Origin of the sequence: Chryseobacterium ginsengisoli, from assembly GCF_039542325.1 — a bacterium.
Classification (GTDB): Bacteria; Bacteroidota; Bacteroidia; order Flavobacteriales; family Weeksellaceae; genus Chryseobacterium; species Chryseobacterium ginsengisoli.
This window is the reverse complement of the sequence record NZ_BAABHX010000003.1, coordinates 231,043-252,371: the sequence shown is the minus strand read 5'-3', so window position 1 is coordinate 252,371 and position 21,329 is coordinate 231,043. Positions and strand designations below refer to the sequence as shown.

20 protein-coding genes are annotated in these 21,329 nt (G+C 34.2%); 11 read left to right on the top strand and 9 right to left on the bottom strand.

Annotation, left to right across the window (positions count from 1 at the left end; translation table 11 throughout):
* Nucleotides 1–33: 33 nt before the first annotated feature.
* The 11 genes from ABD940_RS10305 to ABD940_RS10255 all read left to right on the top strand — a co-directional run bounded on the left by ABD940_RS10305 (nucleotide 34) and on the right by ABD940_RS10255 (nucleotide 12,423).
* Entirely contained in the window at nucleotides 34–1,272 is a 1,239-nt protein-coding gene (locus ABD940_RS10305) for an FtsW/RodA/SpoVE family cell cycle protein (RefSeq protein ID WP_345203248.1), read from the top strand.
* A 2-nt stretch (nucleotides 1,273–1,274) separates the two neighbouring features.
* The gene (gene murG / locus ABD940_RS10300) at nucleotides 1,275–2,378 is read left to right on the top strand and encodes an undecaprenyldiphospho-muramoylpentapeptide beta-N-acetylglucosaminyltransferase (protein ID WP_345203246.1); all 1,104 of its coding nucleotides are present in this window, start codon (nucleotides 1,275–1,277) and stop codon (nucleotides 2,376–2,378) included.
* A gap of 106 nt (nucleotides 2,379–2,484) precedes the next feature.
* Complete coding sequence (gene murC / locus ABD940_RS10295) at nucleotides 2,485–3,843, top strand: UDP-N-acetylmuramate--L-alanine ligase (protein ID WP_345203243.1); 1,359 nt, start codon at nucleotides 2,485–2,487, stop codon at nucleotides 3,841–3,843.
* Nucleotides 3,844–3,972: 129 nt separating this feature from the next.
* On the top strand, nucleotides 3,973–4,350 hold the full coding sequence (locus ABD940_RS10290; protein ID WP_345203241.1) for a GxxExxY protein: 378 nt from the start codon (nucleotides 3,973–3,975) through the stop codon (nucleotides 4,348–4,350).
* A 164-nt stretch (nucleotides 4,351–4,514) separates the two neighbouring features.
* Nucleotides 4,515–5,498 carry a cell division protein FtsQ/DivIB gene (locus ABD940_RS10285; RefSeq protein WP_345203239.1) on the top strand — a complete coding sequence of 328 codons (984 nt, stop codon included), beginning with the start codon at nucleotides 4,515–4,517 and terminating at the stop codon, nucleotides 5,496–5,498.
* A gap of 20 nt (nucleotides 5,499–5,518) precedes the next feature.
* Nucleotides 5,519–6,910, top strand: a complete 1,392-nt coding sequence (gene ftsA / locus ABD940_RS10280) for a cell division protein FtsA (RefSeq protein WP_345203236.1) — start codon at nucleotides 5,519–5,521, stop codon at nucleotides 6,908–6,910.
* Nucleotides 6,911–6,991: 81 nt separating this feature from the next.
* On the top strand, nucleotides 6,992–8,902 hold the full coding sequence (ftsZ, locus tag ABD940_RS10275; RefSeq protein ID WP_345203234.1) for a cell division protein FtsZ: 1,911 nt from the start codon (nucleotides 6,992–6,994) through the stop codon (nucleotides 8,900–8,902).
* Nucleotides 8,903–8,993: 91 nt separating this feature from the next.
* Complete coding sequence (locus ABD940_RS10270) at nucleotides 8,994–9,440, top strand: GatB/YqeY domain-containing protein (protein ID WP_345203232.1); 447 nt, start codon at nucleotides 8,994–8,996, stop codon at nucleotides 9,438–9,440.
* Nucleotides 9,441–9,860: 420 nt separating this feature from the next.
* A complete protein-coding gene (locus ABD940_RS10265) occupies nucleotides 9,861–10,271 on the top strand; it encodes a BrxA/BrxB family bacilliredoxin (protein ID WP_345203230.1) in 411 nt (136 codons plus the stop codon).
* Between the two features lie 75 nt (nucleotides 10,272–10,346).
* Nucleotides 10,347–10,784 carry a hypothetical protein gene (locus ABD940_RS10260; protein WP_345203228.1) on the top strand — a complete coding sequence of 146 codons (438 nt, stop codon included), beginning with the start codon at nucleotides 10,347–10,349 and terminating at the stop codon, nucleotides 10,782–10,784.
* 124 nt (nucleotides 10,785–10,908) lie between these two features.
* Complete coding sequence (locus ABD940_RS10255; RefSeq protein ID WP_345203225.1) at nucleotides 10,909–12,423, top strand: GH3 auxin-responsive promoter family protein; 1,515 nt, start codon at nucleotides 10,909–10,911, stop codon at nucleotides 12,421–12,423.
* Nucleotides 12,424–12,471: 48 nt separating this feature from the next.
* Here the strand turns inward: ABD940_RS10255 and ABD940_RS10250 are convergent, their stop codons facing one another.
* The 9 genes from ABD940_RS10250 to ABD940_RS10210 form a co-directional block, all read right to left on the bottom strand.
* Nucleotides 12,472–12,915 (bottom strand): hypothetical protein, encoded by a 444-nt coding sequence (locus ABD940_RS10250; protein WP_345203222.1) that lies wholly within the window; start codon nucleotides 12,913–12,915, stop codon nucleotides 12,472–12,474.
* Between the two features lie 38 nt (nucleotides 12,916–12,953).
* Complete coding sequence (locus ABD940_RS10245) at nucleotides 12,954–13,316, bottom strand: hypothetical protein (protein ID WP_345203220.1); 363 nt, start codon at nucleotides 13,314–13,316, stop codon at nucleotides 12,954–12,956.
* Between the two features lie 4 nt (nucleotides 13,317–13,320).
* Nucleotides 13,321–14,295 (bottom strand): endonuclease/exonuclease/phosphatase family protein, encoded by a 975-nt coding sequence (locus ABD940_RS10240; RefSeq protein ID WP_345203217.1) that lies wholly within the window; start codon nucleotides 14,293–14,295, stop codon nucleotides 13,321–13,323.
* A gap of 74 nt (nucleotides 14,296–14,369) precedes the next feature.
* A complete protein-coding gene (locus tag ABD940_RS10235) occupies nucleotides 14,370–15,365 on the bottom strand; it encodes an endonuclease/exonuclease/phosphatase family protein (RefSeq protein ID WP_345203215.1) in 996 nt (331 codons plus the stop codon).
* A gap of 5 nt (nucleotides 15,366–15,370) precedes the next feature.
* A complete protein-coding gene (locus ABD940_RS10230; RefSeq protein ID WP_345203213.1) occupies nucleotides 15,371–16,135 on the bottom strand; it encodes a rhomboid family intramembrane serine protease in 765 nt (254 codons plus the stop codon).
* A gap of 5 nt (nucleotides 16,136–16,140) precedes the next feature.
* Nucleotides 16,141–17,931: a DNA mismatch repair endonuclease MutL gene (gene mutL / locus ABD940_RS10225; protein WP_345203211.1), complete on the bottom strand. Its 1,791-nt coding sequence runs from the start codon at nucleotides 17,929–17,931 to the stop codon at nucleotides 16,141–16,143.
* A gap of 342 nt (nucleotides 17,932–18,273) precedes the next feature.
* Nucleotides 18,274–19,125 carry a YoaK family protein gene (locus tag ABD940_RS10220; protein WP_345203209.1) on the bottom strand — a complete coding sequence of 284 codons (852 nt, stop codon included), beginning with the start codon at nucleotides 19,123–19,125 and terminating at the stop codon, nucleotides 18,274–18,276.
* 27 nt (nucleotides 19,126–19,152) lie between these two features.
* Nucleotides 19,153–19,647, bottom strand: a complete 495-nt coding sequence (locus tag ABD940_RS10215; protein ID WP_345203207.1) for a hypothetical protein — start codon at nucleotides 19,645–19,647, stop codon at nucleotides 19,153–19,155.
* A 272-nt stretch (nucleotides 19,648–19,919) separates the two neighbouring features.
* Complete coding sequence (locus ABD940_RS10210) at nucleotides 19,920–21,329, bottom strand: sensor histidine kinase (protein WP_345203204.1); 1,410 nt, start codon at nucleotides 21,327–21,329, stop codon at nucleotides 19,920–19,922.

The window sequence follows — 21,329 nt, the reverse complement described above, 5'->3', positions numbered from 1 at the left end:
TCATGATTAGTTTTTCATTATTCATTAAAAAACATGAACGAACAAGACACAGAAAACAGATTTGAATTTCTAAAGGGCGATAAAGTGCTTTGGATGGTCATCATTGTGATCTCCATCTTCTCCATTTTCCCTGTATATTCTGCAAGTTCGAATCTGGAATATATCGTTAATAACGGGACTACAACAGGTCACGTTATCAAACATATGTTCTTTGTAGTCTTAGGTTTGGGAATCATGAGAGTAGTTGGAATGGTGAAATACGAGTACATCGGAAAACTCAGCAGCATTATGCTTGGTTTGATGGTTGTATTGCTGATTATCACCATGTTTACCGGACAAACAATCGACGGAGCGAGTGCTTCCCGATGGTTAAAAATTCCAGGGACGCCGATTTCATTTCAACCCTCGTCATTTGCTTTTTTAATGTTGATTATTTATCTGTGCAGATATTTAACCAAGAAAATCACTCGCGAAAGGCTTCCGATTGAGAACATCATGTACATTTTCGGACCTATTTTATTGGTTTTCGTATTGGTTGCAAAAGATAACGGTTCTACGGCATTAATGATCTTAATGGTTTCCGTTATCGTTTTGATTATCGGACAATTACACTGGAAATATATTGCAGGATTTATTTCTGCATCATTTATAGCCATTGTTTTGTTTTTATTAGTTGCTTTAAATACAAACCTGATTGGCGGAAACCGTGTTCACACATGGATGAGCCGAATCGAAACATTTACATCAAGCAAAGCAAAAACAGCCGATGTTGATGATGAAAGTGTCAAAGCAAAAAATTATCAGGTGATGATGGCAAAAGCAGCCATCGTTCACGGTGGAGTTACCGGAATGGGACCGGGAAAAAGTGCTTTAAAACAAATGCTTCCACAGTCTGCATCCGACTTTATTTTTGCAGTTATTGTAGAAGAATATGGAGCAATTGGGGCTGTTTTTTTGGTCAGTTTATATTTAATAATGATTATTCGTATCGTAATGATAGCCAGCAAGATGCCTGCATTTTTCGGGTCTTTGCTCGTTCTCAGTCTTGGTGTGATGATTTTTATACAACTCTCTGTGAATATTGCAGTTGCTGTTAATTTGATCCCTGTTACAGGGCAACCGCTTCCTTTGATAAGTTACGGAGGTACATCAATGTTGGTAACATATTTGCAGTTGGGAATTATTTTAAATATAAGCTCCAGAATACAGATTTATGATGAAGAAGGAATGGGCAAAAAACAAAGCGTAGCAGAAATAAACGATATAGCGTAAAGATGAACAAAAAACTAAAAGTATTATTATCCGGCGGCGGAACAGGAGGTCACATCTTTCCTGCCATTGCCATTGCAGATGAGATCAAAAAAAGATTTCCTGATGCAGAGTTTTTGTTCATCGGAGCCAACGGAAAAATGGAAATGGAAAAAGTTCCGCAAGCTGGTTATAAAATTGAAGGAATTGATATTGCCGGAATTGACAGAGGAAATATGTTGTCGAATTTAGGTCTGCCTTTTAAGATTTTAAAAAGTTTATCTAAATCTAAAAAGATTATTAAAAACTTTGCTCCGGATTTTGCGGTTGGAACAGGTGGTTTTGCAAGTGGACCCGCTTTATATGAAGCAAGCAAAATGGGAATTCCGATTTTTATTCAGGAGCAAAATGCACATGCAGGCGTAACGAATAAAATTTTAAGTAAAAAAGCAAAAGCCGTTTTTACAGCCTATCCGAAAGTGGAAGGTTTTCCGGCTGAAAAGATAAAGTTTTTGGGTAATCCGATTCGTGAAAATATCATTTCAGGAATGCAGGAAGCAACTCAAGCAAAAGAAAAAATGGGACTGGCTCAAGACAAACTGACTATTTTATCTGTCGGTGGTTCTTTAGGCTCAAGAACATTAAATAACGGTTGGAAAGACAATTTAGAAAACCTTAAAGAAAAAGGCTATCAATTGATCTGGCAAACTGGCAAACTGGATTATAAAGAATTAAGCAATGAATCTCGAATTTCGGATTTCGGATCTCAAATTCAGTTGAAAGAATTCATTAAAGATATGGAAACAGCCTATTCTGCAGCAGATGTGATTGTTTCGAGAGCGGGAGCAATTGCCATTTCAGAGTTGGCGGTGGCACAGAAGCCAGTTTTATTGGTTCCTTTCCCTTTTGCAGCGGAAGACCATCAAACCAAAAATGCCATGAATCTGGTTGAAAAAAACGCAGCCAGAATGGTAAAAGACTCTGAAATGCAGGAAAAATTCTGGAACACTCTTTTAGAAATCTGCGAAAATGAAAATGTAAGAAAGGAAATGTCTGAAAATCTGAAATATTTTGCTAAGCCAAATGCTGCAAAAGAGATTGTGGACGAGATTTTTAAAGTGATAAAATAAATATAAAGGTTGTCATTCAGAACGGAACGCAGTGAAGTGAAGAATCTATCTGCAAGGTTGAGATTCCTCGTTCCTCGGAATGACAAAATGAAAATTTTAATTAAAAATGAACAATTTAGAAACATATCAAAATTTTTACTTCGTTGGAATCGGAGGTATCGGAATGAGTGCTTTGGCGCGTTATTTCCATGCTTCGGGCAAAAAAGTTCTGGGCTACGATAAAACCAATACCAAGTTGACAACGGCTTTGATAAACGAAGGAATTGATATTGTTTTTGAAGATGTTATTGATGAAAGAATCACTTCGCTTCAGAAAGAGAATACATTGGTAATTTATACTCCGGCAATTAAAAAACTGGGAATTTTAGATTATTTTAATGACAATCAATTTGAAGTATTAAAGCGTGCAAAAGTTTTAGGTTTAATTACAGAAAATACAGATTGTATAGCTGTTGCAGGAACTCACGGGAAGACTACAACATCTACTTTAGTTGCTCATTTGTGCAAAGAAGCAGATTTGCCATTTTCTTGCTTTTTAGGTGGAATATCTGAGAATTTTAAATCAAATTTCCTTTATAACGGTTCACAATATTCTGTGGTTGAAGCAGATGAATATGACAGAAGTTTCCTGAATCTTTCTCCGGACTGGGCAGTGATAACTTCTACAGATGCAGATCATTTGGATATTTATGGTGATAAAAATACAATTGAAGAAGGATTTAAACAATTTGCAGCTTTAGTTCCGAATGACAAACAGCTGTTTGTAAGAAAAGGAATCGAAATCGGAAGACCTCATCTTACTTATGCTGTAAATGAAGTAGCTGATTATTACTCAGATAACCTTAGAATGGAGAATGATAAGATCTATTTTGATTTTCATTCTCCAACGGAAACGGTGAAAGATTTTGTCTGGGATATTCCGGGAATCCACAATGTTGAAAATGCGACGGTTGCGTTAGCTATTTTAAACAATTTAGGAGTCAATTTTGAAACTTTGAAAAAAGCGATTGCCAATTTTAAAGGAATTAAAAGAAGATATACCAAACACAGATACGAAAACGGTAAAATTTATATCGACGATTATGCGCACCATCCGACAGAAATCAATGCGGTGATGAGCTCAATCCGAACTTTTTATCCGGAAAAGAAATTATTGGTGGCTTTTCAACCTCATCTTTTCAGCAGAACGAGAGATTTTGCAGATGGATTTGCAGAAAGTTTAAGCCAATCAGATGAATTGATTTTGCTTGATATTTATCCCGCAAGAGAGCTTCAGGAAAATTTTGAAGGCATTACTTCAAGCTGGTTATTGGAAAAAGTGAATTTAGATAAAAAGGAAGTTTCAACTTTAAGTGAAGCTTTTGATAAAATAAAAGAAAAAGATTTTGATATCCTTCTTACAGTAGGCGCAGGAAATATTGATACGCTGTATGATCCTATTTGTGAGTGGATGGATAAAAATTAGATAAAATAAATTTAACGCAAACGAGCGCAATGAAATTTTTTGGAAGGCGTATTAATTTCGTTCGCAAAGGCGTTTCACTCAGCAAATGATAACTGAAAATATCATTTCAGAGTAATTAAAAACACACAAATGACAGAAAATGAAATATCAAACGTAGTTTTTGATGCAGGGATGAAAGTGCATCGTAAACTTGGAATTGGGCTCTATGAAAATGTTTATGAACAATGTTTAATTTACGAATTGAAAAATAGTGGACTTAGCATTGAAAGTCAAAAAGACATCAGCATCAATTATGAAGGTTTGATTGTTGATAAAGCATTTAGAGTTGATTTATTGATTGAAAATAAAGTAATTATAGAAGTAAAAGCAGTTCCGGAAATTAATAGATATCATTTTTTTCAACTTCTTAATTATTTAAGAGTTACAGAAATGAAATTGGGAATGATTTTAAATTTTTATTCTACTTTATTTAAAGACGGAGTAAAAAGAGCAGTAAACAAATTATAGAATAAAAAGATTGATTTAAATATCACATATAAGTAAAAACTAAAATTGTAAAAATATTTTCAGTTATCATTTGCTGAGTGAAACGCCTTTGCGAACGAAAATAATAAGTAATAAAATTAAAATAAATCCTTGCGAACATAGCGTTAAAAAAGCTAATAGACAAAATGAAAAATAAATACAGAATATTAAAAATTGCCATTACAGTAATCATTCTAGGATTCCTGTTGAGTTTCTCTTTGAAGAAATTCAGCGGACAGAAGATTACGGACAATGAGATTTCTGTAAAAATGAATGACAAAACTCCTGTCTATTTCATCGATGAAAAAGATATCCGTGAGATTGTAAAAAAAGAAAATCCTTCAGGAAAAGTTGGTGATTTAAATATTCCGGCTTTGGAAAAGAAGATTAATAATCTTTCGGCAGTTGACAGCGCAAATGTTTATTTAAATTTAAACGGAAAGCTAAATTTAGACATTAAGCAAAGAGTGCCGATTTTCAGGTTAAATAAAGAAGGAAGAGACTTTTATGTTGATGAAAGAGGTATCGAATTCCCTATCTCAAAAACATATTCTCATCCCTGTATGCTTGTGACGGGCAATGTGAAAAAAGACGAATATGAAAAACTGGCAGAATTAGTTGAAAAAATCGATAAAGATGATTTCAGCAAAAAATATTTTATCGGAATTTCAAAAGATAAAAACGGCGATTATAATCTTCTGACAAGCGAAGGAAATTACAGAGTAGAAATAGGAGATTTAGATAATATCGACTTTAAAGTAAAAGGTTTTAAAACTTTTGTAGAGAAATATCTTGTATATCAGGATCCGCAAAAATACAACATGGTTTCTGTGAAATACCAGAATCAGATTGTAACAACTCTAAATCCTTATTTTAAAGAAAACGACAGTATTTTAAAAGCAGGAAACAAAGAACTGGCAAAAACGCCAGTGATTCCTGTAAAAAAAACAGATGATAAGCCAAAATTGTCTGAACCCAAAAAAGAAACTAAAAAACCAAGCTCAACTCCATTAAAACCAAAACAAAACACAAAACCAAAAACAGTAACCAAGCCAAAAGAAAACAAGAAAACAGAGAAGAAACCAACGGCAGCAAAGCCGAAGACAAAGGCAAAAGTTAAAATAGAATAAAAATCAAATCGATATAAAAAATGGAAAATCAAGAGTATTCAGTAGGTCTGGACATTGGGACAACAAAGATTGTCGCGATTGTCGGAAGGAGGAATGCACACGGGAAGATAGAAGTTCTCGGTGTTGGAAAAGCTAAGAGTCTTGGTGTTCACAAAGGTATTGTGAATAATATTTCGCAAACTATTAATTCAATCAAAGCTGCTGTGTCTGAGGCACAATCCAGCGCTGGAGTTCCTATCCGTAAAGTTACGGTTGGGATTGCAGGAAAACATATCCGTTCTCTGCAGCACTCCGATTATATTATGCGTGAACATCCTGATAAATTTATTACAGATGACGACATAGAAGCATTAAAAGATCAAGTCAAGAAACTGGTCATGCTTCCCGGAGAAGAAATTATCCATGTTCTTCCCCAGGAATATAAAGTGGATTCCGAAGGTGAAATTCAGGAACCTGTCGGGATGCACGGAAAACGTCTGGAAGCAAATTTCCACGTTGTAGTTGGACAGATGGGAAGCATCCGAAATATTGCAAGATGTGTTCGTGAAGCAGGATTGGAGATGGAAGCTCTTACCTTGGAACCATTGGCTTCTTCAGAAGCCGTTCTTACAAAAGAAGAAAAAGAAGCAGGTGTTGCTATTGTAGATATTGGTGGTGGTACAACAGATATCGCTATTTTTAAAGATAATATCATTCGTCATACTTGCGTCATTCCTTACGGTGGCGGAATTATTACGGAGGATATCAAAGAAGGCTGTTCAATTATTGAAAAACATGCCGAACAATTAAAGGTAAAATTCGGTTCTGCAGTTCCTGAATTGGAAAAAGACAGTACATATGTTACCATTCCGGGACTTCACGGAAGACCGGATAAAGAAATTTCATTAAAAACTTTAGCACAAATTATCAATGCGAGAGTGGAAGAAATTTTGGAAATGGTAAACACTGAATTAAAAGCCTACGGAGCCTTTGAACAGAAGAAAAAGCTAATTGCAGGTATCGTACTGACCGGTGGTGGATCAAACCTTAAACACCTTCGTCAGCTGGCTAATTATACCACTGGATTCGACAGTAGAATAGGTTTTGCAAATGAATACATTGCGAACGATAAAAATCAGTATCTTAAAGGACCTGAATTTGCAACTTCTATTGGTTTATTAATGGAAAGTTTGAAGATCAGAGATAAAAAACAGATTGCTGAAGTTGAAGAAATGATTCAGGAGCAAGCTCAGCCGCAACAAAAAGCTGATACTGTGGCAACTCCGATTGAAACGGTACAGCCTGTACAGCAAGCCGAGCCTCTTCAGCAGCAGGAAGTTGTAAACGAGCAGCAGCAGAAACGAGCAGCAAAACTGACTTTTGGGCAGTCGCTGATGGAAAAAGTAAAAAAATTCTTTGAAGAAGTAGAGTAAAAAATATAAATGATAAAATGATAAGATGTGAATGATGGCTCAATTATCATTAATCGATTATCAATTATTAAAAGAAAAGTTATGGAAAATATAGGTACACAAGGATTTTCATTTGATTTGCCAAAAGGAAATTCGTCGATCATCAAAGTAATCGGTGTAGGAGGCGGTGGAAACAATGCGCTGAAGCACATGTACGAAAAAGGTATTCACGGAGTAGATTTCGTGATTTGTAATACAGACGCACAAACTCTAGATAATAACCCGGTTGCCAACAAAGTACAGTTGGGAACTACCATCACGGAAGGTCTTGGCGCGGGTGCCGATCCTGAAGTTGGTGAAAAATCAGCTATTGAAAGCATTGAAGAGATCAAGGCTGCAATGGGACAGAATACAAAAATGGTCTTCATTACTGCCGGAATGGGCGGTGGTACAGGAACTGGTGCTGCTCCCGTTATTGCTAAAGTAGCAAAAGACATGGGAATTCTTACCGTAGGTATTGTTACGGTTCCTTTCAGTTTTGAAGGTAAAAGAAGACTTGAACAAGCTGAAAACGGTCTTGATAAATTAAGAAATAATGTTGATTCACTAATTGTCATCAACAATGATAAATTAAGACAGCAATTCGGAAATCTTGGCTTCAAACAGGGATTCTCAAAAGCCGATGAAGTGTTAACAAACGCTGCAAAAGGGATGGCGGAAGTTATTACAGGTTACTTTGATGTAAACATTGACTTTAGAGATGCCAAATCTGTGCTTCAGAATTCAGGAACAGCGTTGATGTCTACAGGAATTGCTTCAGGTGAAAATAAAGCAGAGGAAGCCGTAAGAAAAGCTCTGGATTCTCCATTATTGAACGACAACAAAATTACAGGCGCGAAAAACGTTCTTTTGTTAATCAGAAGCGGTGCAGAAGAAGTGACGATGGACGAGATCGGAGTAATCATGGATCATATCCAAAAAGAAGCAGGACATACTGCTGATATTATTTTTGGGGTGGGTGCAGACGAAGAATTAGGAGATTCTGTAAGCGTTCTTGTAATTGCTACAGGTTTTTCAAATGATGATAAAAAGTTTGCAGGGCCGACTGAAAAGATCAGAATCAGCTTAAATGATAATTTTGACAGCCAGAAAGAATCGCCTTTCAAGACAAGAGAGCAGAGAGAATCATCTTCCGAACAAGGTTATGATTTCGGCGGAAAAAGCCTTTTCAGATTAGACGATGAAGATAGCGATACACCAAAATTCGGTGTTACGTCTGTTGAAAAAAAAATGACTATTGAGAGTGAGGAGATAAAAACTGAGATCAACTTCTTTGATAAACAAGCAAATACGTCTGACAACTCAAATCAGAGCTGGAGAAATGAAGATGAACAGGAAGATCAGTCTTTCACATTGTTCTCTTCTGATGACGAAGGAGCAGAGGATCCAAATGATTTGGAAATTGAATCTTTCAAGTTTGATTTTGATAATAAAAAAGAAGAACCACAGTCGAATACTTTCAACAACTCTTATTCAGAGGAAAAACCCGTTGAATTCAGCTTCTTTGTGAACGAACCTGTAAAGAACGAACCAAAGTCTGATTTTGGGCAGCCAAAAGCCGAATTTGCGACTTCAAATGAAGTGAATCAATTAACAGAAGAGCCTCTTCAAAAAGTTGAGCATTTTTTCCAGCATTTAAAGGAAGAACCCGTTGTTGAAAATAAAATAGAAATCGAGACTCCAAAACCTTCGGAAGAAGAATTCACTTTTGTGAATAAAACCGTTGATCAGGAAAGAGTAATCGAAAGAAGAAATAAATTAAAAGAATTCAATTCACGTTATCAGAGTTTTGACAGCTCAAGCGAATTCGAATCTATTCCTGCATTCAAAAGAAAAAATATTTCTATTGACGGAAACAATGCATCAGACCAAAATATTAATACCTATTTGTCTGATAACAACGGAAACATGCAGATCAGAGAAAATAGATTTTTAAATAAAGACGTTGATTAAATTGCAGTAAGCGATAAGCAATAAGCCGTAAGCTTTTATATAAAAGTATTTTTAGCCTATTGCTTATAGCCCAAAGCCTAAAGCCAAAACCATGAGTTTAGAAAATATAATAAGCGAAGCTATAAAAACAGCAATGAGAGCCAAAGATAAAGTTGCTTTGGATTCTCTTCGAGCTGTAAAATCTCAAATATTATTGCTGAAAACAGAAGCTAGAGGAGCAGAAGTTACGGCAGAACAGGAAATTGCTATTCTTCAGAGAATGGTAAAACAACGTAAGGATTCTTACGATCAGTTTGCGGCACAGGGAAGAAATGACCTTGCCGAAGTAGAAGATGCTCAGATGAAAATTATTGAGCAATTTTTACCAAAACAGCTTTCTGCAGAAGAATTAGAAGCAGAAATGAAAAATATTATCGCTGAAACCGGTGCTGAATCTATGAAAGATTTAGGAAAAGTAATGGGAGTAGCTTCAAAAACATTTGCAGGAAAGTCAGACGGAAAAAGTATTTCCGAGATGGCGAAGAAGCTGCTTTCATAATATAATTGGTAGATTATAAATGATGTTTGATATCGATTTTCAATCATCATTTATCAATTATTTATATTGGATATTCAACCTTTGCATATCGATTTGATTAAAGAAGCCCGAGACTTTTCAGTTTCGGGCTTCATTTATTTTCTGATAACGATTCAATCAATCCTACAATTTAGGCAGAATTGAATGGGGTGATTAAAATCGAGGGATGAGTGTAAATGTTTTTTCATGGTCAATTGTTTTCAGAATCTTTTCAAATTTAGTAATTATTTTTAATATTTAACTAAAAAATGGTATTAAAAAACAAATATTATTAAACAATTAATATTCAATACATTTTATTTAACAAAAGTATTAATAGTTTTTATGTATTGATGAAAAGTAAAGAAATGCTTAAATTTGTACTTTACAAAAAACAAAAATATGTATCCACAAGATTTAGTACTGCCGATGAAGGCTGAACTTACAGATAAAGGTTTCGAAGACTTGACAACTCCGGTACAGGTAGAAGAAGCATTAAAACAATCAGGAACTACTCTATTGGTGATCAACTCTGTATGCGGATGTGCTGCAGGAGCTGCAAGACCTGGAGTTGTATATTCTTTGACAGGAGACAAAAAACCTGATCATTTAACGACTGTTTTTGCTGGTTTCGACACAGAAGCTGTATCAGAAGCTAGAAAGCACCTTGCTCCATTCCCTCCAAGCTCACCTTGTGTAGCACTTTTCAAAGACGGAGAATTGGTTCATATGCTTGAAAGACACCACATTGAAGGAAATCCTGCAGGAGCAATTGCCGCAAACCTTCAGGCTGCTTATGACGAGTATTGCTAAGAAACAATAAATCGAAATATAAAACCGTTACAAATTTGTAGCGGTTTTTTTATATTTACATTCAAAATCATAATAATGAAAACAAGATTTATTTTATTAATTTCTTTATTCTTTTTTTCTTTTGGAAACGCTCAACTTACTAAAGAAAACAAAGAAAAGCTTCTTAAAGATTTAGTAACAGTAACACCACAGAAATTCAGCTTTAAACAAATCAATTTACTTTCTAATAAAACCGACAAATCTGTTCAGATACTCATTACAGCGGATTCTGATAAAGACTATATCAGCAGAGATAATTTTCTTTCTACAGTAGATTCCATTGTATTTATGATTATTTCAGGTATGTATACCACTGAAGAGCTTTCTAAATATGATATTAAAGATATAGATGATCTTATCGGCAGTCCGGATGTTATGATTAAGATTTTAATGACAAAAGATGGTGTTCAGATTTTAGTTACAAATTCTGGCGAAACAAATAAAGAGACATTATCCTGGGATGAATTAATTTAAGATCTGGATTTGGAAAACTCTTTTTGAAACAATACTTTGAGATTAATTTCATTAATATTTTTAAAAGATAAGATAATACGCTTTTAAATTTTGACAAAATATAAAAATTATTATATTTGTTTAAATGGCAACAAAAGCACTTTTCAATACTGTAGTCAATTGGTTTATCCGACAAAGGATAGATCAGATTCAGAATTTTATGGATCATCCTATTGAAACACAGAAAGGTATCTTATTTTCCCAACTATTTCATGCCGAGGATACGGAATATGGCAGAAAGTATGGATTTAATTCTATTTCGAGTTATCAGGACTTTAAAAACAAAGTTCCGGTCGTTACCTACGAAGAAATGGAGCCTTATATTGAAAAAGCGAGACAGGGACAGAAAGATGTAAGCTGGCCTGGTTATATCAAGCATTTTGCAAAATCTTCCGGAACAACGAATGCCAGAAGTAAATTTATTCCAATTTCTGCGGAAAGTCTGGAATACTGCCACATGAAAGCCGGAAAAGATATGGTTTCGATTTATGCTAATAATCATCCGGAAAATCAGCTTTTTAATTATAAAAATTTACGTTTAGGCGGAAGTTCGGAATTATATGCGGATTTCAATACAAAATTTGGCGATCTATCTGCTATTTTAATTGATAATCTTCCGTTTTGGGTAGAAATTACCACCACTCCAAGTAAAAAGGTTTCTTTAATGGGAGAATGGGAAAGCAAGCTTAAGGCAATCACTTCAGAAGTAAAAAATGAAGATGTCGGGAGTATTTTGGGCGTTCCAAGCTGGATGATGGTACTTTTACAGAGAGTATTAAAAGAAACCGATGTTAAAAACATTTCAGAATTATGGCCAAATCTTGAGGTTTTCTTTCATGGCGGAATTAGCTTTAAGCCTTACAAAGAACAGTTCAAACAAATTATCGGGAAAAATATCAATTACTATGAAATCTATAACGCTTCCGAAGGCTTTTTTGGAATTCAGGACAGACCGAATAGTGATGAAATGCTTTTAATGCTTGATTACGGAATTTTCTATGAATTTATTCCGATGGATCAATTTCATTATTCAAATCCAAAAGTTGTAAGTTTAGAAGATGTAGAAGTCGGAAAAAATTACGCAATGGTGATTACTACCAATGGAGGTTTATGGAGATATTTAATTGGCGATACTGTTGTTTTTACATCAGTTAATCCTTTCAGAATTAAAATTACGGGACGAACGAAACATTATATTAATGCTTTTGGAGAAGAACTAATGATTACGAATGTAGAATCTGCTCTTTCCAAAGCTTGTGAAGCTACCAATTCGGCGGTTTCAGACTTCACAGGAGCGCCTGTTTTCATGAAAGAAAACGAAGGTGGGGCTCATGAATGGATTTTCGAATTCTGTGAAAAACCGCACGATTTAGAACGTTTTATTGATATCTTTGATGGTCACCTGAAATCCATCAACTCCGATTATGAAGCAAAGCGTTATAATAATATAACTTTAAAGCGCCCAATTGTTCATATTGCCAAAGAAAAACTATTCTACAATTGGCTGGAATCCAAAGGAAAACTTGGCGGACAGAATAAAGTTCCAAGACTGAGCAATGACAGAGAATATATTGATCCTCTATTAGAATTAAACAAATAAAAAAACCGCAGAATTCACTGCGGTTTTCTTTTTATTATCAAAAATGAATTATTTATTCAAATTTTCTTTCAGTTTCTTTGCTCCTTCTTCTACTTTTGAAGCTCCTTTTGCGGCTGTACTTTTAACATCTTTTCCTACGTCTTGAGCACCTTGTTTGATATCTTTTCCAACTTTATCGGCTTCAGATTTAATATCCTGCCCCGCTTTGTGAAGATCCTGCTTTGCTTTGTCTGCAGTAGCATCGATCTTATCCTTAGCATTCTGAGTGGCAGCTTCTATTTTATTTCCCGCCTCGTCCGCTTTTGCTTTTACATTTTCTTTTGTCTGATTTATTTTTGCAGTATCCACATCAATTCCTGTCTGACTTTCAGTAGATGTTGTAATCGTTACTGAACCATCCGGATTTTCAATTTTTTCAGTTTTTGATGTTGATTTTGTACATGATACAACTACAGTTGCGATCATTAATGCTGATAAAATGCTTTTTTTCATACGATTATAATTTTTTAAATGTATTTCTTTAATAAATATTAGTCGGTTTTTACTTCTGCAGCCGTTGGTTTTTCAGTGGATTTCTGTTTTTTCTCGTCATCCGCTTTTTTCTTTTCATCGTCTGCTTTCTTTTTATTTTCTTTTTCAAGTTCTTCTTTCAACTTTTTCTCTTGTTCCTGAAGTTTTAAAGCCTCTTTCACAGAATCCTGATATTTTTGCGAAGACATTTTGATCTGTCGGACAATATCAACGGAAGTTGCACCATTTGAAAAAGAATCGATGGCGACTGTATCGTAACTTGCTTTTGCGCTGTCGGTTGGATAAAGATCTTCTGGTTCTTTTTTAGAACAGGAAACCATCAATACCGAAAAAATAAATGCTGCAAAAAGTAAATTTTTCATGGAACTAATTTAGTAGAAATTCTGCAATTACAGGATAATGATCCGATAATTGTACAGAATTATCAACTTTATAGCTTAAAGGAATGATTGATTTTGAACTGAAAATGTAATCAATTCTCAAAGGAACCTTATAATCGTGAAAACTTGAAGAACTTCCGTTTCCAGCCACCAAAAAAGCATCTTGTAGGTCTTTCCCCAAATTATAATATTCATAAGAATTGGGCACAGAATTAAAGTCACCTGCTAAAATAACAGGATATGGTGAAAGATCCACTACTTTTCTTATTTTCCTGATCTGATCTTCGTGAGCCTTGAACGTTGGAGTCATATGAGAAAGGAGTGTATTGATTTTCCCAACTTCCTTTCCCAAACCATCAAACTGAAGCATAGATTTGTGTAATCTGAATGGCTCAAGATAAACATTGACGATTCTTATGATCTTTCCATTGATATCAACATCTGCATAAAAAGAATTTCCTCTGGATTTGTCGGTAATTAATTCTTCCTGTCTTACAATCTTATGTTTCGTTTTTAAAATAACTGAAGGATATTTCACAAGATCCTGTCTCAAAGCACGATTCGTATCTCTTTCCTGAACCAGGATAATATCTGCATTTTGATCCGTAATGTATTTTTTTACTTTATCCCAACCAAAATCACCATATTTTACATTAAAAGTAATCACTTTAATGTCTCTTATCGACTTTAAATTTTCTGTTTTTGGTGTGAAATTAATCCATCTTCGGATGGGGTTATAAAATAGAAAAATCCCAAAAACAAAAGCAATGGCAACTTTTTTTCTTTTAACAATCCAAAAAAGGGTAAATATGACGTAAAGTGAAATTAAATAGGGAAACCCAAGAGAAAGAAGATTAAGATTACCCAAAAAATTGGGCGGAATCCAAGCATTTCCTAATGTACATAGGAGTAAAACAGCAACGGCAATATGTGCGAATAGTAATATCTGGCTCGGCTTCATGAATACAGTCTAAGGGTACCATATTTTTTCATCAAAAATCCTACCAAGGTAAAAACTTTAACTGTTTTTGTGATTTACTTTTCCAGTTTAAAAGTCGCAATTACAGGAAAATGATCAGAAATCTTCACAGATCGATCTACTTTATAACTAATTGGTTTGATAGATTTCGAAGCAAAAATATAGTCTATCCTTATCGGAAATTTATAATCATGAAAGCTTGTTGCACTACCTTTTCCTGCTTCTACAAAACAATCCTGCATCCCATTTAAAAGATGATAATATTCGTAAGAATTTGGAACAGAATTAAAATCTCCAGCCAAAATCACAGGATAAGGTGAATTTTCTACAGCTTTTTTGACATTTGCAACTTCATCTTGATGTATCTTGAAAACAGGAATTAGCCTTTTAACAATGTTTTTCAGCTTTTCTTCTCCCTGTTTATCATTTTCCCCAAGATTAATCATTTTTTTTTCAAATCTAAATGGCTGAAGATGAACATTTATAAAACGACAGATGTTTCCATTTACATCAATATCTGTTTGGCTTACATAAACATTAGTATGATCAAAATTACTTTTAACCAATCCTTTATGTTGAATAATTTTAAATTTTGAAAAAACAGCAACTATAGCCGTATCAGGAAATCTTTTTAGCCCTTCAAAATGATAATCTCTATTTCCTCCATATTCTTGTAATAGAACAACGTCAGCTTTTTGGGCATTTACAAAAGATTCAATGTTTTTCACTCCAAGATTTCCATTTTTAGCATTTAAAGAAATCACCTTCAAATCGGGAGTTTCATTCTTCGTTGGGGAATAATTCACCCACCTCATTGTAGAATTGAAAAAAAATAATCCTAAGAACAGAAATACAAAAGCCCGTTTTTTCCAACTGAAAATCCAGAAAAGTGTAATGACAACATATCCAAATATTAATCCCGGAAAAGCTAAAGAAAGCAAATTAAACCAAGGAAAAACCTTCGGTGGAACATAAGCATTTAGCAACATTCCTACCAATAGAAAGAAAATTCCTATATGTAAAATCAGGAGAATGAGACGAACTATTTTCATAAATCCTATTGAGGATTAAATCTATTTAAATGTTTTCTCCAAATTCTTGCCAAAATGAATCCAACCAAAGCTCCACCAACGTGGGCAAAATGAGCCGTTCCACTATCATCCCCATTATATCCCAAGTAAATAGAAATAATAACACTGAATATTAAAAAATGCTTTGCTTTTATAGGAAAAGGAATAAATAAAATCTGCATTCTCGCATTCGGAAAAATTGTAGCAAAAGCTGACACAACCCCAAAAATAGCACCTGAAGCACCTAAAAGAGGGCTCGAAATTATTTTAATAATATTACTTATTAAAGTTTGTTGCGTTTCAATTGATTGTGAAGACCCTTTCAGTTGCATATTGGTTCCTGAAAAATAATCATAAATATTAAATCCTAAACTTTCTAATTGTCTCGCAAACATTTCCACCTGTACAAATTCCCAAGCATTAAATAAAGCATAAGCCCCAATTCCACTCAAAAAATAAAGAATCAGGAATCTTTTTCCACCTAAAATATTTTCTAAAAAAGAGAAATTATACAAAACAAACATATTAAAAAATATATGCATCAATCCCGAACCATCAGCAAACGGAGCATGCATAAACATAGAGGTAATAATCTGCCAGGATTTAAAGAAAGGGGAAAAAGGATAGTATGCAGATAGCATATTATATAATTCCGGCTTATTCAAAGCATACAAGAAAAAATTTGTAATGATATATACAACAATATTTATAATGATAATATTTCTCGTAAGCGGTGGCAAATTGTTAAACATATTTTCTAAAATTTATTCTTAAAATCATTAAATGGAACTTCAAAAAAACATCTTTTCCCATTTGGTAAAAATTCCGGAAAACCTAATGCTGTAAAATCTTTAATCAATTGTTCTGCATCATTTTTATATATGAAATCAAACCTTGATTTTGATTGCAATTTATTCCACTGATTTTGATAGAACTGCAAAAATTCTTCTTCCGTCTTGTATTCCAGAATTTCAAAAAGATTTTCAAGGAATTTCATCACCTGAGTTTCTTTCAATCCTTCAGGAACGGCATCAATTCTTAAGACACTTTCATGAGCAACACTTGTCTCGAAACCAAGTTCCGGAAGGTATTTTTTTATCGATTTGTATTTATTTTTCTCAATTTCGTTCATGTGATACTCCAAAGAAAAAAGCAATGCATGGCTGTTTGTTGTTCCTTTTTTTACAGGTCTTGTATTTTCGGAAACCAGCAATCTGTGCATTCTTCCCAAATCCAGCATCAGCGTTCTGTCACCTTTGTTGAATAACCAATATCCGTTAGGCAGTCTCATAAGATCTTCATCAAAATCCTCATCTTCAAATAAATTGATCTTTGATGGTTCCGCAGTTATATTTTGATGATACATTTCCGAAAGATTCTGAATTTCAGCCTGCTTCACTCCTCTTTCTTCTAAAAAAGGATTGTAATCTTTATCAACGATAATTTCAGGCATTTTGAGAAATCCACTTCCTCCTGCGCTGTTGCCCTTACTTGGAAAAGTTTTTTGCATCATATCATCCAATTCAGGATCTCTTTCAAAATCAAGACTTGGTGAAACGTTATAAATTCCTAAAGATCTCTTTATTGTGGAACGAAGTAAGGCGAAAATCAAATGTTCATCTTCAAATTTAACTTCCGTTTTCTGCGGATGAATATTTACATCAATCTTTTCGGGATCAAGTTCCAGAAAAAGGAAAAATGTTGGAATATATCCCGGCAAAAGTAATCCTTCGAATGCTTCCTGAACTGCTTTATTAAAATATGGACTTTTAAAATATCTTCCGTTAACGAAAAGAAACTGTTCGCCTCTAGTTTTCTTTGCTCCTTCAGGTTTAGCAACGAATCCGTGAAGTTTACACCAAATAATATCTTCTTTAATGGGAATCAATTGCGGCTGCAGTTTTCTTCCGAAAATATCCACAATACGCTGCATCTGACTTCCTTTTCTTAATCTGAAAACCGCTTCATCATCATGAAATAATGAAAATTCCAACGTTTCATGAGCAAGCGCAATTCGTTGAAATTCATCAATTACGTGTCTGAATTCAATATTATTATTTTTAAGGAACTTTCTTCTTGCCGGAACGTTATAGAAAAGGTTTTTAACCAAAAAATTGGAACCTTCCGCGGTCTGAGTCGGATCCTGAAACTGGAAAACTCCTCCTTCAATATAAATACTTGTCCCGATCGTTGCATCTTTCTGTTTCGTTCTTAATTCAACCTGAGAAACTGCTGCGATTGAAGCCAAAGCTTCGCCACGAAAACCTTTCGTAGCAATTTTGAAAATATCTTCTGTTCCTCTGATTTTGGAAGTAGCATGCCTCTCAAATGCCATTCTAGCATCTGTTTCGGACATTCCTTTTCCGTCATCAACAACCTGGATCAAATTTTTCCCCGCATCTCTTACGATCAACTCAATTTTCGTAGAGTCCGCATCGATGGCATTTTCCAAAAGTTCTTTCACAATGGACGCAGGTCTCTGCACCACTTCTCCTGCCGCAATTTGGTTGGCTACATGATCCGGTAAAAGCTGAATAATATCTGACATAAAAAACGTAAATCAACTTACAAAAATAGTCATTCAAAACAAGAATTAAAACTATAAATGCCTGAATTAAAATTTAATTATCAACATATCAACAACCTAGCCATACCACAATTTTAGCCAAATTGTCCTGTTTATCAACATTTCCTAAAAAGCACAATCCCCCAATTGCATCATACAATTAGAGGATTGATTCACAGCTAGTTTACACAAAATTAATACTGATATTTATATCTCTTATTTAATATTGTCCTTTTGTAAAATGCAGTTGTGTAAAAAGTATTTATGATTTATTGTGATTTAAAACTCAAATCTAAAAACTCTAAAACCCGAACTTCATCATTTCTAATCTTCAAACACAAGCTTTCTTTTCTTGTCTCTTTTCCCATTAATTGTTGTTTTAATCTCAGGAATTCCATGGATTTTGTCATACAAATAAGCAATTAAATTTGGCTTTTTATAAATCTTACTGTATCTGTATTGTGTATGGAAATGTCTGATGTGAATTTTGTAAGCATCATACCCGATCACAACCAACAAACACAAACTAATCACGTAGAAAACCCTGAATTCAAGATAATAATATGTTAATCCCGAGAAAACAGCTCCCAAAACATAGGCAAACATAATACTCAACAATAATTTAGCCCTTCCTACTAATTCACCATTCTTTCTAAATTTTTTCTGAGTAAACATCGAGAACAAAATTCCCAAGTCGGTCGTAGTACCCGTAAGGTGAGTAGTTTTTACCGAGAAATTGGAAATACTTGCCGTTAAACCATTCTGCAAACCTGTTGCGAATAACATTAATGCAACCAAATATTCCGTTTCCTCCAATGTCTTCTGATAATAAAACTGTCCGTAAATTCCGACAAACAATAAACAGATGATTTCCAGAATCAAAGGCATCGAATGAGCAAAATATTTACTTTTTTTATTGAAAGTAATAACAATAAAATTGGATACAAAACCTCCTAAAAAGAAGAGAAAAATCCATAATCCCACCACTGCAACCTGCGACCAGTTTCCTTTACTGATCTCTGCCGCCAAAATGGCGTAATGTCCCGTCACATTCGACGTAAACGAAAGAAATATTAGTAGAGAAGCAATATTTATAGTACCCGCCGTAAAGGCAGTCAGCGTTCCCAGTCTAATGTTGTCTCCCAACGTTCTGCTGTTACTATAATTCCTTAACATTTTTTAAAATTTTTAAAGTTTATTATTTTAAGCTTCCACAAAAATCTCCGCCAATCTTCCTTTTTCCGGAAGACTTTTACGAACCTCAACCGAAATTTCGTGAGTTTCAAGATCTTTGCATTTTTTGATGTAAGGAATTAAGTCAAACTTTCCGTTTCCTTTGCTTTTGATAGATGGAGAATAATAAGCTTCCTCAATATTTTCCGCTTTCACATAATTATTGAAAGTTCTTTGGAAGCTTCCCGTGAAAATGTCGCAGACAATTTTATTGATCAATTGAGGATATTTATTTTTGATAATTCCAAAAGCATCGCAAAATTCCTGCGGTCTAAGCTTGTTGAAAATTGTACTTTTCGTATTAAACAAAAGATCTCTGATGGAATCTCCCATATCATACCCTGAAACCAAAAGAACATTATATTGATTTTGGTCTTCCGATGCATCTTTCTCTCTCATTACCTTTTTCAAAATATTTAAAGACTCAAGAGAATAATCTGTGGCTATTAAAATCGTTTTGGTCATATTTTTAAGATTTAGGTTCGTATTTATCTTTTTCGATGATACAAAACTAAAGCGACCAGATTAAAAGCCCTTTGGAACGGAATTAAAATGTGATTAATGAGATTAAAATGAGATTAGAAAACTGTTAATGATGGTTAATATAGCGGAAAAGATTTCTACTGAATTTTATGTGAAATGCTTCGACAAGCTCAGCATGACATCTCTAATACTAAATGTTTGATTAAACAGAATATTTTTAGCGATGTCATGCTGAGCTTGTCGAAGCATCTTAATTACATTAGCTTTTCTTCAGTCTGCGTACTGTAAAAATTAGGGAAACGCAATTGTACTGTTGTCCCTTGATTTTCATGAGAACTTACAATCAACTCGCCTTGATGCATTCTTACGATATTTCTTGCCAAAGGAAGTCCGATTCCGTAGCCTTCATAGTTTTTAGTGTTCGATGCACGGAAAAACGGGTCATAAATTTTATTCATTTCCTCTTCAGGAATTCCGATTCCGTTATCTTTTACGATGATGTAAACATCTGTATCTGTTGCGCCTAGAGAAACTTTAACCTGTTGAAAATTAGAATACTTGCAACCATTCTGAATAATATTTGTAACTGCAAGATGCAATAACTGTTCATTCCCCTGAACTTTCAGTTTTTTCGGATTATCCGGTAACATGCTTATATCCAGATAGATATTATTTCTCGAATCAATCTTTCTTAATGTTTCAATAACGTCCCAAAGTAACTGATCGATCCTCACTTTATCTATTTTCTGGATTTTTCCATCGAATCCGGTTTGGGCAATCATTAATAAAGCTTTGATCTTTTTGTCTAATTTCTCGGCTTCATCAAGAATAATTCCCAGTGTTTCTTTGTATTCGCCATTTGTTCTGGAAATGGAAAGCGCAACATCTGCTTCTCCCATAATTGAAGTCAAAGGCGTTCTCAATTCGTGGGAAACATTTCCAATAAGATGATTTTGCGTTTCAAATGATGTTTCGATACGGTTCAGCATTCCGTTGAAGGTGTCTATCAACTCGTTTAATTCCTTATTATCCGGTTGGGCTTCAAGGCGTAAATGAAGGTTTTCAGAGCTTATCTGTTTTACTTTTCCTGTAATTTTTAGAATTGGCTTAAATAAAGTTTTAGATAAATAAAAAGAGAAAATCATACTGAAAAACAGAGAAAGTACGATACAGGTTATCAAAGTACGCTTCAAAAAGCCCAAATAATAAACCACATAATGGTTTTTGGCAGAAGCTATTGCAATATAATTTTTATCATCATGCCTGAAAGTCTGACCGATATAATAAAATTCTTTATCATTATAATTCGATTCTCCGTTTTTTACAATACTCTTGAAAAAATAGTCCGGAATATGAACCTCCTGAGAAATGTGTTTATAATTGGAGTCTGTCGGAATTGCGAAAACATAATCTCGTTCCATCGGAAGCTCTTCGTCGTTTAAACTATTTAAAATATAATTTTCCGGAAGATCAAGATCGTCTTTGCTTTTTTCAATCTGAACGATCGTTGTTGTTCTTATTTTTAATAATTCGTAAAATCTCTGATGCGAAAAGTTGACAATCGAAAAATACACCAATCCACTGAACAACAATATGATAGCAGTAAAAACCAACATCAGAAGCACCATTGTTTTGGTCTGATTTGTGACAACTCTATTAAACAT

Coding starts and splice junctions, on each gene's coding strand:
- ABD940_RS10270 (WP_345203232.1), top strand. CDS start 8,994: ATGAGTTTAGAAAATATAATAAGCGAAGCTATAAAAACAGCAATGAGA.
- ABD940_RS10245 (WP_345203220.1), bottom strand. CDS start 13,316: ATGAAAAATTTACTTTTTGCAGCATTTATTTTTTCGGTATTGATGGTT.
- ftsZ (WP_345203234.1), top strand. CDS start 6,992: ATGGAAAATATAGGTACACAAGGATTTTCATTTGATTTGCCAAAAGGA.
- ABD940_RS10260 (WP_345203228.1), top strand. CDS start 10,347: ATGAAAACAAGATTTATTTTATTAATTTCTTTATTCTTTTTTTCTTTT.
- ABD940_RS10220 (WP_345203209.1), bottom strand. CDS start 19,125: ATGTTAAGGAATTATAGTAACAGCAGAACGTTGGGAGACAACATTAGA.
- ABD940_RS10210 (WP_345203204.1), bottom strand. CDS start 21,329: ATGTTTAATAGAGTTGTCACAAATCAGACCAAAACAATGGTGCTTCTG.
- murC (WP_345203243.1), top strand. CDS start 2,485: ATGAACAATTTAGAAACATATCAAAATTTTTACTTCGTTGGAATCGGA.
- ABD940_RS10230 (WP_345203213.1), bottom strand. CDS start 16,135: ATGTTTAACAATTTGCCACCGCTTACGAGAAATATTATCATTATAAAT.
- ABD940_RS10290 (WP_345203241.1), top strand. CDS start 3,973: ATGACAGAAAATGAAATATCAAACGTAGTTTTTGATGCAGGGATGAAA.
- ABD940_RS10305 (WP_345203248.1), top strand. CDS start 34: ATGAACGAACAAGACACAGAAAACAGATTTGAATTTCTAAAGGGCGAT.
- ABD940_RS10240 (WP_345203217.1), bottom strand. CDS start 14,295: ATGAAGCCGAGCCAGATATTACTATTCGCACATATTGCCGTTGCTGTT.
- ABD940_RS10250 (WP_345203222.1), bottom strand. CDS start 12,915: ATGAAAAAAAGCATTTTATCAGCATTAATGATCGCAACTGTAGTTGTA.
- ftsA (WP_345203236.1), top strand. CDS start 5,519: ATGGAAAATCAAGAGTATTCAGTAGGTCTGGACATTGGGACAACAAAG.
- ABD940_RS10255 (WP_345203225.1), top strand. CDS start 10,909: ATGGCAACAAAAGCACTTTTCAATACTGTAGTCAATTGGTTTATCCGA.
- ABD940_RS10215 (WP_345203207.1), bottom strand. CDS start 19,647: ATGACCAAAACGATTTTAATAGCCACAGATTATTCTCTTGAGTCTTTA.
- ABD940_RS10235 (WP_345203215.1), bottom strand. CDS start 15,365: ATGAAAATAGTTCGTCTCATTCTCCTGATTTTACATATAGGAATTTTC.
- ABD940_RS10285 (WP_345203239.1), top strand. CDS start 4,515: ATGAAAAATAAATACAGAATATTAAAAATTGCCATTACAGTAATCATT.
- ABD940_RS10265 (WP_345203230.1), top strand. CDS start 9,861: ATGTATCCACAAGATTTAGTACTGCCGATGAAGGCTGAACTTACAGAT.
- mutL (WP_345203211.1), bottom strand. CDS start 17,931: ATGTCAGATATTATTCAGCTTTTACCGGATCATGTAGCCAACCAAATT.
- murG (WP_345203246.1), top strand. CDS start 1,275: ATGAACAAAAAACTAAAAGTATTATTATCCGGCGGCGGAACAGGAGGT.